Below are 14,247 nucleotides of genomic sequence, written 5' to 3'. Positions count from 1 at the left end.
TTTACGTCATGGAAGGGCATGGCTAGGATCGGGTCATGCCTTCGGTTGCCTGCCAGCCTGCTGACCCAGCCGGCCTGCAGGGCTGCGCACCTGCAGATGCCCGAAGGCGCTCCCCTCCCCCGCTGATAGCGAACAGATGACCCGCCCCCTCCGTATCGTCGCCGTTTCCGGCGGACTGCAACGCCCCTCCCGGGCCGCCGCCCTGGCCGAGCATCTGCTGGACCTGATCGGCGAGGACATCCACAGCGAACAGCAGCTGATCGAACTCGGTGAGCTGGCACCGCAGCTGGCCGGTGCGCTGTGGCGCTCGCAGCTGCCCGAGGCCGTGGAGCGGCAGCTGGTTGCGGTTGAACAGGCCGACGTCCTGGTGGTGGCCACGCCGGTCTACCGCGGCTCCTACACCGGCCTGTTCAAGCACTTCTTCGACTTCATCGACCAGGATGCGCTGGTCGACACCCCGATCCTGCTGGCCGCCACCGGCGGCAGCGAGCGCCACGCCCTTGTGATCGACCACCAGCTGCGCCCGCTCTTCAGCTTCTTCCAGGCCCGCACCCTGCCCCTGGGCGTCTACGCCACCGACCGCGATTTCGCCGAGGGCCGCGTGCACAACGACGCACTGATCCAGCGTGCGCGACTGGCCGTGCAGCGGGCGATGCCCCTGCTGGCGCTGTCCCATCGCGCCGCGCCTCCCGCTACCGCAGAGGCCACCGCAACGCTTTGAATGCCAGACGCCGCCGACCTGCATCTGGATGTCACCCCGCAACCCGGAACGCCGCCATGACGACCGATACCTTCACCTTCAGCATCACGCGCATCCCCTTCAACGAGGATTACCAGCCGGCCGAGGGCACGCGCATCACCACCAACTTCGCCAACCTGGCCCGTGGCGCGTCGCGGCGGGAGAACCTGCGCAACACGATCAGCATGATCAACAACCGCTTCAACGACCTGGCACATTGGGACAACCCGAATGCGGACCGCTATGCGGTCGAGCTGGACATCATCACCGTGGAGATGCACATCGACGGCGCCGACGGCAGCGATCCGTTCCCGTTGATCGAAGTGCTGCGGCCGACCATCGTCGATACGCAGACCGGCGTGCGTAGCGAGGGCATCGTTGGCAACAACTTCTCGTCCTACGTGCGCGACTACGACTTCAGCGTCGTGCTGCCGGCCAGCAACGAGGGCAAGGACACCTTCGGCATTCCGGAGGGCTTTGGCGACCTGCACGGCAAGCTGTTCCAGCACTTCCTGCGCTCGGACGCCTACCGCGCCAACTTCAGCAAGGGGCCGGTGATCTGCATCAGTGTTTCCAGCAGCAGGACCTACCACCGCACCGAGAACCATCATCCGATCCTGGGCGTGGAATACCGCCAGGGTGAGTTCTCCCCCACCGACCAGTACTTCGACAAGATGGGCCTGCAGGTGCGCTATTTCATGCCACCGGGCAGCGTCGCGCCGCTGGCGTTCTACTTACAGGGCGACCTGCTGGGCGATTACTCGAACCTGGAACTGATCGGCACCATCAGCACCATGGAAGCCTTCCAGAAGATCTACCGCCCGGAGATCTACAACGCCAATTCCGTGGCCGGCAAGGTCTACCAGCCCAGCCTGAAGCACCAGGACTACTCCTCCACCCGCATCGTCTACGACCGCGAAGAGCGCAGCCAGCTGGCGGTCAAGCAGGGCAGGTTCACCGAAGAGCACTTCATCAAGCCGTACCGCGCCGTGCTTGAGCAGTGGGCCGCCCGTTGATCCATCGATTTACCAACCGCCCCAGGACACACGACACAATGCCGACGAAGACGCTGCTCCCCACCTCCACCGCAGGCAGCCTGCCCAAACCCTCCTGGCTGGCAGAGCCCGAAACACTCTGGTCACCCTGGAAGCTGCAGGACGAAGCGCTGCTTGAAGGCAAGCAGGACGCCCTTCGCCTGTCCCTGCAGGAACAGCAGCACGCCGGCATTGATATCGTCAGCGACGGCGAGCAGACCCGGCAGCATTTCGTCACCACCTTCATCGAGCATCTCAGCGGCGTCGACTTCGAGAAGCGCGAAACCGTGCGCATCCGCAACCGCTACGACGCCAGCGTGCCGACCGTGGTTGGCGCGGTGAGCCGCCCGAAGCCGGTGTTCGTGGAGGATGCGAAGTTCCTGCGCCGCCAGACCACGCAGCCGATCAAGTGGGCGCTGCCGGGCCCGATGACGATGATCGACACGCTGTACGACGCGCACTACAGGAGCCGCGAAAAGCTGGCCTGGGAGTTCGCGAAGATCCTCAATGAGGAAGCGAAGGAACTGGAGGCCGCCGGCGTTGACATCATCCAGTTCGATGAGCCGGCCTTCAATGTGTTCTTCGACGAGGTGAACGACTGGGGCGTGGCCGCCCTGGAGCGTGCGATCGAAGGGCTGAAGTGCGAGACGGCGGTGCACATCTGCTACGGCTACGGCATCAAGGCCAACACCGACTGGAAGCAGACGCTGGGTTCGGAATGGCGCCAGTACGAGGAGTCGTTCCCGAAGCTGCAGACCTCCAGCCTCGACATCATCTCGCTGGAATGCCACAACTCCCATGTGCCGATCGACCTGATCGAGCTGGTGCGCGGCAAGAAGGTGATGGTCGGTGCCATCGACGTGGCCTCCACCACGGTGGAAACCCCGGAGGACGTGGCCAACACCCTGCGCAGGGCGCTGCAGTTCGTGGACGCCGACAAGCTCTACCCGAGCACCAACTGTGGCATGGCGCCACTGGCGCGCGACGTGGCCAGGGGCAAGCTGCGCGCACTCAGCGCGGGAGCGAGGATCGTTCGCGAAGAACTCTCGGCATAACCCTGGCTGGGGAGGAATTGTTGTTCGAATGTCGGTTTGACGGAGCCCGGCCGGGTATCGACCAGGCTCCACCCCGCCCCTGCACTTCCGGTCGGGTCTTCATCGCGGGCTGTCGCGGCGCCAGTGCCTGCTTGATCCGTACCACCTCCCCCGCCCCGGCCTCGGCCAGGCGGCGGGCCTGCTGCCGTTGTTCCCGCGAAAGCGCGGGCGACGGCGCAGCGCCTGTTTCCGGCGCTACGTCCACCAGGCGTGCCACTGCCTCGCGCAGCCGCAGCTGTGGGCAGAGCCGCGCAGCACACCAGCGCTCGGCGTAGCGCCTGGCCTGCCGCACATTCGTGGCGGCCACCACCTTGGTCTGGGACATCCTGCGTGCATCCAGGTAGACCCGGAAGCCAAGTTCGGCATGCGGCACGATGTTGGCCACCGAGCGCCCGTTCCACCACAGGTCCCAGCGCTCGCCGCTCCGTACCCAGCCGGAGGGCCGGGTAACCGTCATGAACTCTGGAAGATCGAAGGGAGGACTCATGCCAGGAAGGATACGAGCGCCCGTCGCACCGGCTGAGATCCGCACCGTGCGCTTGTTCGAGACCATGAATCGTTAAGGCGCGCTTGCTTCCGCTACGCCTGCTCCGCACCGCCGGGCTACGGGAACAAGAATTAAAGTGACGCGTCACGCTCGATGATGCTTTCGATCCAGTCGATGTAGCGGGACACACGCACGTTGTAGACCACCTGCCCATAGAAACCCGCTTCCAGCGCATGCTCGGGTACGGCGGTGATCCAGGAACCGAGGCCCACCAGCTGCCAGGCCCCATCTTTCTCGATCACCAGCGGGCCGCCGCTGTCGCCGTTGCCGAGCACGCCTTCAAGGGGAAGGCCCTGCGGAGGCGGATCAAACCGGTACCAGAGATAGCGCGTGTTGCCGCCGGTGATCGCGTTGCAGGCCCGCCGCAGCGTCGTACGATGCGGCCCGCCGGGCACCAGGCCAGTCGCACCATTGCCGGTGGCGCCTCTCCCTATCAGGGCGGCGACCTGCGTGACCTCGTCGGCGCCCCGGTAGAGTGCGACCGGCGGCACATCGCCCACCGGTGCGGCAAGTCTGATCAATGCAATGTCATCCGATGCTGCCAGGAACGCGTGGATTTTCGACGCGCTCCCGGTTGCCATCGCTTCCTTGCCCAGGGCTTCGGGCATCCTCCGGTAGCCGGGGTGCAGGAAGACACGCTCGACGCCGTAGCCGTTCCCATCGATGGTGATGGTGGCGCCCCTCCCTTCCATCGGCGCGGCATGCGCGGCGGTCAGCACCCAGCGCGGCGCGATCAGGACGCCGTGCCCCTCGCCCGGCATGTCGGCCAGCGCGGGGAAGGCCGATGCATCGATCTGATACCGGGCGTCGTCCACATCATCACGGATGACCACGGCACCGGCAGTGAACGGGAGCGTGGCCAATGCCAGGAAAATCCAGCGGCTCATGGTTGCTTGCATCCCAGCAGTTCAATCCCAACAGCCTAGGGCATGGCCCTGCCATACGGGGAGATCGTGCGACCGATCCCCGGCGATGGCCGACGAATGCGGGGAAACGGGAGTTGAAGCCAGGCGGGCCATGCCCTACCTGCGGCCGCGATAGGGTTCGCAGCCCACGCCATCATTGTCACGATCGAGGTGCGGGCCATAGCCCGGATCACCACGCCGTACCGGCGCCGCCCCGGCGGCGCGGGCCTCCGCGCAGTTGGCAAACACCCGGGAACTGCGCGCGGGCGCGGGGGCGAAACTGCTGCGCGGAGTGTCGACGTATCGAGGTGCCGCTGGAGCGCCTCGATGACAGTGATACTCACCCGTTTTCCGGTTGGTGTGGCACCCCTGCTTGTCGAGCCCGCCCGGATGCGCGAGCGCATTGGCGGACAGTGCCAGTGCGAGCATGCCGGATGCAGTCAATACGCTGGAAACGCGGCGTCGTGTGTCCATGCCTTCCCCCTGTCAGGCACTCCTGCCAAGGGGAAGGCTAGCATGGTGTCTCGACCGCCAGGCTTGACGCTGCAGCGGCTGCCACTCAACGCAGGTAGTCCTTCAGGAACAGCCAGGTGATCAGCGTCGGCAAGATCAACAAGAAGAAGCTGCGCGTGCTGCACGACCCGGAGGCAGGCGCCGGCAATCGCTGATCCCTGGGCGGCCACGGGCTCTGCGCCAATGCGGGGAAATCAATGCACCCGCGCTCCTGTTCCGTCGGTTCCGCCGCATACATCGTGGCTGGCGCCGATCCTCCCTCGCCCCTCGCTCCTACAGTGGATTCGCGGCGACGCACGGCCTGCACCCCGATGGCAACGTCGCCGCCCCCACCTTTCGAGCCCACAGGAGCGAGACATGGCATGCCTTTCCCGGACTATCGCTGGCACAGCGGCAATGCGCCCAGCCCCCTCCACGCAGGTTGAACGGAGGGGTGCACCATGAACCAGGTCTACGTCGCAGTCTGGGATGGAGCCCACTATCTGGTCGTCCGCAAACGGGTGCTCAACAGCTGGTGGGGCAGCAATTCCGTGGTCGTACTTTCTGCCGAGGCGATGGCCGCTGTGCTGGCCATCCGCAACGCGTCCGGCGGTGGCACAGAGCAGGACTGGGATCTGGTGAAGAAGCTGCTTTCCGGCGCCTGGCGCGCCGCAGGGTCAGTCGCCTACCGCGGCGAACGCACGCTGCCCCGCACCATGGACGCACTGGACCGGGCGCTTGAAAGCGCCGAACGCACGCATCCGCAAACCGATGACATCGCCATGGAGACGCTGGCCGCTCTGCAGAGCCTGTTCCGCGAGGACGCAAGAACCCCTCCCCCGTTCAGCGCTGCGCGAGCAACCTTGCGGGAGCTCTCCATCGCGTTGCCGCCGCCCACCCGGGGTGCGCCGAACTGGGCCGCTGCGTTGATACTGGCACAACGCCTGGTGGCGGAAGTCGGAGCGTGGTCGGATGGCCTGCCCCCGGCGCTGGTGAACCAGGCGGGGCAATGGGCCCTGCCCGGCGGCGGCCGCCTGAACAACGAACGCAAGGAGCGCGCCGCGCGCCGCGAGTTCGAGGAGGAGCTTGGCATTTGGCTTGGGCAGGGACGCGCCGCATGCGATCTGCGTGCCCGGCTGTTTCCGGATGGGGGAGGCAGCTTCTCCCTGGTTCGCTTCCGCACCACGGCCGAGGAGCTCCTGCGGATGGCGCAGGAGGCCGAGAACAACGTCCAGGCCAGTGCCAGCAGCCCTACGCGCCCCCAGTCCTGCCTGGTGACCGACTGGGAGGTGGCGAGCATCGGACGGGTGCCGGTGGCCAATCTGCGCAATGTCCTCGGGGCACGTGTGGAGGTTCCGGGCGAAGGAACACTGGAGGTTGACGAGGCCCTGGCCAGCGCCAGGCCCGGTAGCCAGGAGATCGACTGGTACCGGGAGATCGCCGCCCTGCTGTCACCCGCCTGAGCCTCCAGCGCGAACCCATGTGATCCCCTGCAAGCCCAGCGAGGCCCACCATGAAAGAGAGCACGCCCGAGCGCGAGGCCCGGCGCCACATCAGCAAGCAGCTCACCGCGCAGATCAACAACGCGCAGGCGTATCCCGACGTCCGCTCGGTCGTGGTCAAGGCCCTGTCGGACATCAAGGACCAGCTGCGCAGCCTGTCCAGCAAGGTACGGCGCGACTACAGCCTGAAGCCTGACGAGCCGCTGATGTTCTTCTACGTCAAGGGCGGCAACGCACTGGACGCACTGCTTGAACGCCCGGCCCAGCCGCCACCGACGCTGTTCGATTTCGGCCGGTCCGACTGGGATACGCAGGTGGTGATCAATCCCTGGATTCCGATCCCGGCCCAGGACGCCCTGCACGGCGGCGTGGAGGACATCGTGATCGAGGTGATGCTCGGCGCCGGCCTCAACATCGCATTGGAGATCAGTGTCTTCCCACCCAACCAGAATCCGCTGGCCGGCCAAGTGGTGGATCTTGCACCGGTGGACATCCATGTGCCGCCCGGCCAGCAGTGCCTGGTGACCTGTGACACTCCGCAGGCGTTCCGGAAGGTCTACCAGCGTGACCGCGCGGGCCTGCATCTGTTCACCAGCGAACCGCTGAAGGGCATCGGCACCTCCACGGCCTTGGCCAGCCCGTCCGTGCTGCCCCCGCCGCAGCCGCCACTGCCCGTGCAGCCGCCACCTACCCCTCCGCCGCCACCCGGCATCATCCTCAACGACGGCATCAAGCCGTTCGTGCTGTACCGCATGGGCTACACCTGGCACGCGCGATGGGTGAAGGATCCGAAGGCGCCTGTCGGCGACGACCCGGTGACGCCGCGGCCGATCCTGATGGAACTGATCGATGTGACCACGCCGCGCCGCGATACCGTGGAGGCCGTGACAGTGTGGTCGGACATCATCCGCAACCATCTGGTGATTGCCGAGGATGCCGGCGCGGAAGAGCGCTGGCGGCTGCCCCTGCCCAGCATGGAGTACCACCTGTGGGAAGGCCTGACCATGCTGTGCGAGATCGCCGCCTATCCCGGCTGGCCGGGTGCGGACAAGCTGGAGAAGCGTCGCCGCAATGTGCAGCGCATCCACGACTGGTACCGCGACCAGCAGGGCGACCTGGCGACGTTCGGCAGGGTGATCGATGGCATCTCGGCGGCGCCGGTGTTCGCCGATGACAGGGACTGCATGCAGCAGGTCGATGCCTGCATGCGTGAGGTCAAAATGCGCATGCAGGCGTCATCTTCGGGATTCGATCACGGCGCCCTGTCGGCCACCCACACGCATCGCCTGCGGCAGGGGCGGCAGTGGGTCGCGCAGCGGGTCGCAACGCTGCTGCAACGCCTGCAGACATCTGCCGCATCCTGTGGCTACAGCGACGATCTGGCGTTGATCGGGACGCTGGCACAGAACCCCTACCTGGATGTCACCCAGGTACCGATCTCCGACGTCGACTGCGCGATGATCATCCGCACCGACCCTGCAACGCTGCGCAGGGCGACGGCGGCCAACTGCTTGAATGCGCTTGCCGAGGATCTCGGCGCGCACATGACCATCGAGGATTCCCTGCACTCGACCGTACGTGCGACGGGTATCAGTTACGAGCGAACGCTGGTGATCTTCGATGCGCCGCGTTCGCCGTCGGCGCGCGTGGCCAAGGCGATCCTGACATTCACCACGGCTGGCCCGGTCGGTTGCCCGTTCCGGGACAGCCCCGACGGTTCCGGGCAGGCCATCGCGCCGTTGCTGGACATGGACAACCAGCGCAAGGTGGCAGCCTCGATCGTCCAGGGTTTCGTGCAACGGGCGAATCTGTCCAGGCAGCACGAGATGATCCGGGTGCTGTTGCCGCAGGGGGAATGATCCTCCATCAGCGCAGCGCGGGCGGCGGGTTCCGATCAGGTCCGATCAGTCCCTGCCCTCCAGGATCCATGCCTCCAGCGCCTGCGTGTCCCGCATGTCCCCCGCGTAGCGGCGATCCGGCACGTAGGGCTCGTTCGAACCGCGCCCGCGACCGCGGTAGACCTTCATGGGCACCGAAATCCGGCTCAGCCCACTGGGCAATGGCTGAGGCCTGATATCCATGTAGACACTGAGGGCGCCGTCCATCTGGGAGACGAAGCCGGGATTGTGCGGGTCAACCACCCCGGAATGGCTGTCGCGCAGGGCCGCGTCAGCAGCCTCCAGATCCATCAACAGCGTGCTTGGCCAATCTGTGGCACAGCCTTGGGTGCCTGCTGCCAGTACCGCACCGACCAGCAACGATGCGAGCGCCATCGATTCACCTCTCGACTGGATTGCGCTCCAGTCTGGCAACTTTCAGGTCTGTCGTACCGCGCCCGCCGCAACGGGCGCGGCGCCACGTCAATGCAGGGGCACCTTCAGCACCGAAGGCGCGTTGGCCGGTGAACTGAAGGTCACCGCACCGCCCAGCTGGCTGATGCCTGCATAGCGCAGGTCCACGGTATCGACCACCAGGGTCAGCCGGCTGCCGGCCGGGAGGTTCCAGCTGCTGGCTTCCAGGCGGAGATCGATTGTTTTCGGCTGGCCGGGCGCGGCCCCGCGCAGGGTGTAGGGCTTGTGGCTGACCAGCTGGCCGTTGCCCAGCGCGTCTTCGGCATACAGGTAGGCATACAGCGTGGTATTGGCGCGGCTGGGCGTCACCGTCACCCGCACTTCCGGTGCGCCATCCAGGCGACGTGCGCTCCAGTAGATCGGGCCCTGCCAGACGCCGGCGGCGTTGCGGCCGACGAACGGTACATAGGCGCCGGGCGGCAGGTTGATCATCTGCAGTGCACCGGAGGCCATCACCACGCCGGAACTGGCAGCCGTCAGCAGCCCGCTGCCGATGCGGTAGCTCCAGCCGGTAGCGCCACCGTTCTCTGCCAGGCCGCCGGTGGGCAGCAACAAACCGGAGGGTGCGGTCAGGCCGTAGCTGACGGCGCCCGCATTGGTGGCCTGCCAGTCCGGATAGCGGCTCCAGCTGCCCTTCTGCGACTTCAGCTGCACCGCTGCCTGGCGATCGATGCCATTGTCCACGCCCTTCAGGTAGTGGTCGAACCAGTCGCCCACGGCGGCATAGACCTCATTGGGAATGCCGAACGCACCGAAGGCCTCGTTGAGGGCATGGTCGCCGTGGCGCAACTGCAGCTGCTTGGGCCCCTTCAGGCGGTTGAAGAAATCGACCAGCTGGCCCGGCGGGAACAGGCTGTCATTGAAGGCATTGGCGAGGAATACCGCCGGCTGGTTGGCGTTGATCTCTTCAAGGCCGCTGGCCGGGCTGCGCTTTGCGGCCACCGGCAGCAGCGAGTCCACCGCCCCCTGGTAATTGCCGACCAGCACATTGCGGTTGATGGTGGCCAGCTCCGCGCCGGGGCGGCCGGTGGCCAGGCCCGCCGCCACCAGCAGGGCGATGCCCTGGGCGCTGGGTGTGTCATGGCTGTACAGCGACGCCTGCAGGTCGGCCCAGCCACTGAGTGCGGCAACGGCCTTGATGCGGGGATCGCGCGCCGCCGCCAGCAGGCTGGTGCCGGCGCCATAGGAGATGCCCGAGACCCCGATCCTGGCCGGATCGGCGCGGGTGTTGTCCAGCGCCCAGTCGATCAGCGCGCTGACATCCTCGACCGTGGCGGGCCCGGCGATGTCGATGCTGCCACCTGACTCCCAGAAGCCGCGCGAGCTGTAGCTGATGACCACATAGCCGCGCTGCGCCAACGACTGTGCCACGCCCACGTACTCCACGCTGGGCACCGCCCAGCTGCTGGGCATGACCAGCAGCGGATAGCGCCCGCTGCCGGCATCCTGCGGCTCGATGACGAAGGCCCCGAGAGGCGTGCCATCCCAGCTGGGAATGGTGCGATGGGTGGTCTTGACCGTGGCGGCCCAGGCGGTGGGCGCCAGGCCGGTCAGCAGGATCAACAGCAGCAAAAGCTTGCGCATTATCGTCTCTCCCCGTCGGTGGTGGTGCAACGGGTCGGACCGTACCAGTGCGAATGGTGGCTGGCACCTTGCGACGCAGCATGGCGCAAAGCGCACCTTGGTATGCTTCGCGGCACTGCGGTCCTCCGCAGGCTCCCATCAATGCAAGGATGCCCCCCGATGCGCAGGACGCTCTTCGTCGGCACGCTCTTGAGCGTGGCCAGTCTGTTCGCCCCTTCAGCCGTGGCGGCCCGGGACCCCGACGTCACGGATGACTGCAGCGAAATCGCGCAGTTGATGTCCAACGACGACTTTCCGGCACTGGACGCGATGGCCGCGCGCCTCCGCACGGGCGAGCTCAACGCCGCCGGCGAATCCCGGCTGGGCCGTTTCTACCTCTGCATGTCGCGTGCAATCGGCACGGCGCGGCAGGAGGTGGAGGCCTGGAACCGCTGGTCGGCCTGGGCGGCGCGCTGGGTTCAGCATGCGCCGAAGTCGCCGGCAGCCCACCTGATGACTGCACGGATTCCGCTCAACCTGGCCTGGAGCTACCGCGGAAATGGTTACGCCAACACCGTCAATGCCGAAGACTGGGCTCAGTTCCATGAGTACAACGCGGCTTCGCAGGCCTACCTGCAATCGCATGAGGGCGTTGCCGGCGGCGACCCGTTCTGGCACGAGATGAGCGTGCTGATCGCGCTGCGCGAGGGCGCGGATGACGAAGAACTACTGACGCTCGTCGACCGTGCAGCGAAGGCCTTCCCCGACTACGAGCCGCTGCACTTCATTGCCCTGCAGCACTTCACGCCGGCCTGGGGCGGCAGCGCACAGAAGATGGAAGCCTTCGCACGGCGCTCGATGGCCAGTATCCCGAAGAAAAAGCGGGCCATGCGCTACGCACGGCTGTACTGGTCAGCCACCGCGTATTCGGCCGATCACTTCCGCGCGGCGACACCCGATTGGCCGCTGATGCGCCAGGGGCTGGACGAAATCGCACAGCGCTACCCGACCATCGACAATCTGGAGACCATTACACGCTACGCCTGTTGGGCGCGTGACGGCGATGCCCTGGATCGGTGGAATCGCCTGTACTTGAGCCGAAGTGGTTTCAGCGAGGCGGTCATTGCGGACTCGAGCGAGCAAAGCAGGGCCGCCTGCCTGGCGCCGGATGCTGGGCAAGAGGCTTCCTTGTAGAGCCAATCGGTGCGGAACCGGGCCGCGGAGGATGCGCGGTCCAGCATGCACTTCACACCTGCAGGGTGCTTAGCACGTACGCATGTCAGCCACGGACCGCGTGATCTGACACATCACCAGTGCTTGCACCCGGTCACAGCTTCGCGTTCTCGTCGTTGACCAAAAGACGACAGCTTGTGACGCTTGCGACACCGCGCGGCCCTCCGGGCCTCCTCATCGCGGCCTCGCTCTACTGCACTCCGCATCACCCGTATCCGCAACGCCTTCACATGACACAGGCCCGGCCTGGTCGTGGCGGGCAGCTGCGTCCTGAACTCTTTGCTGGAGAATCGCAATGCGCCTTGCAAGCTTCGTCTTTGCCTTCGTCCTCAGCGCCTTTGCCGGCGCAGCCCAGGCCCAGGTAGTCACCCTCAACAAGGGCGGCTTCGTGCTCACCTACGACTGCGGCATCCACAGCGCCACCCGTTACGAGTACACGCTCACCGCCGATACCGGTTCGGCCGCACGGCCGTCCAGCTTCTACAAGGACCCGGACCTGCCGGCCGGTTGCCTGGGCCAGACCAGCACCGCGTCCTACGCCAGCATCAAATCCGGCTATGACCGTGGCCATCTGGTCACGTCCAACCACATGGATTACGACGCGACCTACATCCGTCGCGCCAACTACATGACCAACATCGTGCCGCAGGTGTCCAGCTTCAACCAGGGCATCTGGGTGAAGGCCGAGAACGTGGCCGAGTGCTACCGCGACATCGCGCCGGTGGACGTCTACGGTGGCGTGGTCTACGGCGATGCCGCCAACGATTATTTCCTGGCCAGCCATGGCATTCCGACGCCGGAGTTCTTCTGGAAGACGATCATCACCCGCGACCCGAACACCGGAACCGCCAAGGCGATCAGCTGGATCATCCCCAACGAGGCCAACCTGGGCAGCCTGGACAACTACCTGGTGACGATTGCGGATCTGGAGGAACTGCTGGGCGCCAGCTACGTGGCGATCAACGCGCCGGCCTCGCTGAAAAACATGCTGCCGGCGACCACCTGGCCGCAGCCGGCCGGGTGTGACCTGGGCTGATCGGGGGGCAGAGGAACGTCACGATGCCTGTGCGCGCAGCCATCGTGACGCCAGCACTCTGGCCAGCAGGAACTGCACTGCGGCGCCGACGACGGTGGCAACGACAAGCCCGCGACCTGTCGTCGGCGCCCCAGCGGACAGCGCTCGCAGAAGATAAGCCATGCTGGCCAGGATGATCAGCAGCGCCGTGGCAAGCAGGATCAGCGACACCACCATCGTGCGCGCCGTCGATGCGGGTTCCGGCGACGGCGCGCCGGCCCATAGGCCGGCAAACGTGGCCAGCGCGCAGGCCACCAGCAGGATCAGGCTCGCAATCTGCAGCTGCGCGGCGCCGTCGGCAACGGGCATGATGAACTCGCCGGGCGAGAATCCCACCGGCAGCTGCGCCACCAGGATGGGGAGCAGGCAGCTGCCGGCCACCAGCGCCACTGCGCCGGCGATGCCGGCACTGATGAGATGATGGTGCCTGCCCTCGGCACGTACGCGCCGCTGCATCAGCAGCGCCGGCACCAAGGCCAGCAGCGTGAGGACCAGTGCATGCGCAAGCGGCATCAGACTGATGGCTGCGACGCTGTAGACTGGAAACGGCAACTGCGCCATCGGAATGCGCATGGCGCGATCCAGCACGACGAGCAACCCGAAAAAGGCGATCGAAGCGATCACCGGGTGGCGGATCCGCAGCGCGCCGCGACGCCCGAACAGCAGCATCGACACCAGTACCGCCGCTCCGGCGAAGAGACTCAGCCTGAAACCGAGCTCCGCCAGCGCGTAGCCGATTTCACGTGAGGCCTCGGGCGGGCCCAGACGGCGCCCGAATTCGACCAGGCGGAGGGCTACGGGCAGATACAGGCAGAGCACGTAAAGCTTGGCGGCCATCGCGAAATGGATGGGGTACGCACTGAAGAATGATCGCAATCGGTTCAAGGCGTATTCCCGTGCAGGCGCTGGGCGGGCTGACCTGGCAGTCTAGCGTTCCTGTGGCCCGCGTGCCCCGCCCGACCCGCTATGGGAAAATGGCGGGCACGTCGCCCCTTTGGCTGTTCCCGGAGTAGTAGATGTCCCGTTTCCCCTTCGATGCCGTGCTGTTCGACTGCGACGGCGTACTGGTCGATTCCGAGCCGCTGGTGGCCCGTGTGCTCTCGGAAATGCTGACCGCACGCGGCTGGCCGCTGACCCCGGCGCAGGCGGGCGAGGTCTTCCTCGGCCAGTCCGTGGCTCATCTGGCCGGGCTGATCGCAGAGCGCACCGGCAAGCCGTTCACCGAGCAATGGCTGGAGGAATTCCGCCAGCAGCGCAACCGTGCGCTGGAGCAGGACCTAGAGGCGATCCAGGGGGCGCCCGAGGCCGTGCGTGCGATTGCCGCGGCCACCGGCGGGCGGATTGCCTGCGCCTCCGGTGCCGACCTGTTCAAGGTGAAGCTGCAGCTGGGCAAGGTCGGCATCCTTGATGCCTTCGGTGCCCATGTGTTCAGTGGCCAGGACATGCCGAACACCAAGCCTCACCCGGATGTCTATCTGGCCGCCGCCGCAGCGCTGGGCGTGGACCCGAAGCGCTGCGCGGTGATCGAAGACACCGTGACCGGCGCCACCGCCGGCGTCGCGGCAGGTGCGACCGTGTTTGGTTTCAGCGAGGGCGGCCCGCACCACAGCACGCCGGAGGCCCTGCGCGCTGCGGGCGCGAAGGTGATCTTCCAGCGCATGGAGCAGCTGCCGGCAGTGCTGGCGGCCTACGCCGCCGACGCAGCCGCCTGA

Annotated in this window: 13 protein-coding genes and 1 pseudogene; 8 read left to right on the top strand and 6 right to left on the bottom strand. The window is 66.4% G+C overall.

What is annotated here, in order from left to right:
* Nucleotides 1-136 precede the first annotated feature (136 nt).
* From msuE to AC5P8F_RS13475, 3 genes are read left to right on the top strand one after another with little or no spacing between them, the layout of a single operon-like run.
* A complete protein-coding gene (gene msuE / locus AC5P8F_RS13485) occupies nt 137-721 on the top strand; it encodes an FMN reductase (RefSeq protein WP_041863466.1) in 585 nt (194 codons plus the stop codon).
* A 56-nt stretch (nt 722-777) separates the two neighbouring features.
* On the top strand, nt 778-1,755 hold the full coding sequence (locus AC5P8F_RS13480) for a DUF1852 domain-containing protein (protein WP_495228336.1): 978 nt from the start codon (nt 778-780) through the stop codon (nt 1,753-1,755).
* Between the two features lie 38 nt (nt 1,756-1,793).
* Nucleotides 1,794-2,828 (top strand): methionine synthase, encoded by a 1,035-nt coding sequence (locus AC5P8F_RS13475; protein WP_014647229.1) that lies wholly within the window; start codon nt 1,794-1,796, stop codon nt 2,826-2,828.
* Here AC5P8F_RS13475 and AC5P8F_RS13470 read toward each other — a convergent pair.
* The 3 genes from AC5P8F_RS13470 to AC5P8F_RS13460 form a co-directional block, all read right to left on the bottom strand.
* Nucleotides 2,785-3,420 (bottom strand): hypothetical protein, encoded by a 636-nt coding sequence (locus AC5P8F_RS13470; protein ID WP_495228334.1) that lies wholly within the window; start codon nt 3,418-3,420, stop codon nt 2,785-2,787. The two genes, AC5P8F_RS13475 and AC5P8F_RS13470, sit on opposite strands and share 44 nt — an antisense overlap.
* 65 nt (nt 3,421-3,485) lie before the next feature.
* The gene (locus AC5P8F_RS13465; RefSeq protein WP_495228333.1) at nt 3,486-4,301 is read right to left on the bottom strand and encodes a S1 family peptidase; all 816 of its coding nucleotides are present in this window, start codon (nt 4,299-4,301) and stop codon (nt 3,486-3,488) included.
* 135 nt (nt 4,302-4,436) lie between these two features.
* On the bottom strand, nt 4,437-4,793 hold the full coding sequence (locus AC5P8F_RS13460) for an excalibur calcium-binding domain-containing protein (RefSeq protein ID WP_111206845.1): 357 nt from the start codon (nt 4,791-4,793) through the stop codon (nt 4,437-4,439).
* A gap of 479 nt (nt 4,794-5,272) precedes the next feature.
* Between AC5P8F_RS13460 and AC5P8F_RS13455 the strand changes: the two genes are divergently transcribed.
* Both AC5P8F_RS13455 and AC5P8F_RS13450 read left to right on the top strand, forming a co-directional pair.
* The gene (locus tag AC5P8F_RS13455) at nt 5,273-6,274 is read left to right on the top strand and encodes an NUDIX domain-containing protein (protein ID WP_495228332.1); all 1,002 of its coding nucleotides are present in this window, start codon (nt 5,273-5,275) and stop codon (nt 6,272-6,274) included.
* 50 nt (nt 6,275-6,324) lie between these two features.
* Nucleotides 6,325-8,172, top strand: coding sequence for a hypothetical protein (locus AC5P8F_RS13450; RefSeq protein ID WP_134808888.1), 1,848 nt, complete (start codon nt 6,325-6,327; stop codon nt 8,170-8,172).
* Between the two features lie 45 nt (nt 8,173-8,217).
* Here the strand turns inward: AC5P8F_RS13450 and AC5P8F_RS13445 are convergent.
* Nucleotides 8,218-8,403 (bottom strand): annotated as a pseudogene (locus tag AC5P8F_RS13445) (S41 family peptidase); the annotation flags it as partial.
* Between the two features lie 270 nt (nt 8,404-8,673).
* Nucleotides 8,674-10,248: a S15 peptidase family protein gene (locus AC5P8F_RS13440; protein ID WP_495228331.1), complete on the bottom strand. Its 1,575-nt coding sequence runs from the start codon at nt 10,246-10,248 to the stop codon at nt 8,674-8,676.
* A 159-nt stretch (nt 10,249-10,407) separates the two neighbouring features.
* On the opposite strand from AC5P8F_RS13440, the gene AC5P8F_RS13435 reads away from it, so the two are divergent.
* Together AC5P8F_RS13435 and AC5P8F_RS13430 are read left to right on the top strand one after the other, a co-directional pair.
* Nucleotides 10,408-11,421, top strand: coding sequence for a DUF4034 domain-containing protein (locus AC5P8F_RS13435; protein WP_046430782.1), 1,014 nt, complete (start codon nt 10,408-10,410; stop codon nt 11,419-11,421).
* Nucleotides 11,422-11,755: 334 nt separating this feature from the next.
* On the top strand, nt 11,756-12,496 hold the full coding sequence (locus tag AC5P8F_RS13430) for a DNA/RNA non-specific endonuclease (protein ID WP_032957559.1): 741 nt from the start codon (nt 11,756-11,758) through the stop codon (nt 12,494-12,496).
* A gap of 18 nt (nt 12,497-12,514) precedes the next feature.
* Here the strand turns inward: AC5P8F_RS13430 and AC5P8F_RS13425 are convergent, their stop codons facing one another.
* On the bottom strand, nt 12,515-13,372 hold the full coding sequence (locus AC5P8F_RS13425) for a hypothetical protein (RefSeq protein ID WP_241886869.1): 858 nt from the start codon (nt 13,370-13,372) through the stop codon (nt 12,515-12,517).
* A 179-nt stretch (nt 13,373-13,551) separates the two neighbouring features.
* On the opposite strand from AC5P8F_RS13425, the gene AC5P8F_RS13420 reads away from it, so the two are divergent.
* Entirely contained in the window at nt 13,552-14,247 is a 696-nt protein-coding gene (locus AC5P8F_RS13420) for an HAD family hydrolase (RefSeq protein ID WP_014647239.1), read from the top strand.

It is taken from the genome of Stenotrophomonas sp. YJH_SMC_69 (assembly GCF_059370495.1).
The sequence above is the reverse complement of the archived record's forward strand: the minus strand, read 5'-3'. Positions and strand labels throughout refer to the sequence as shown.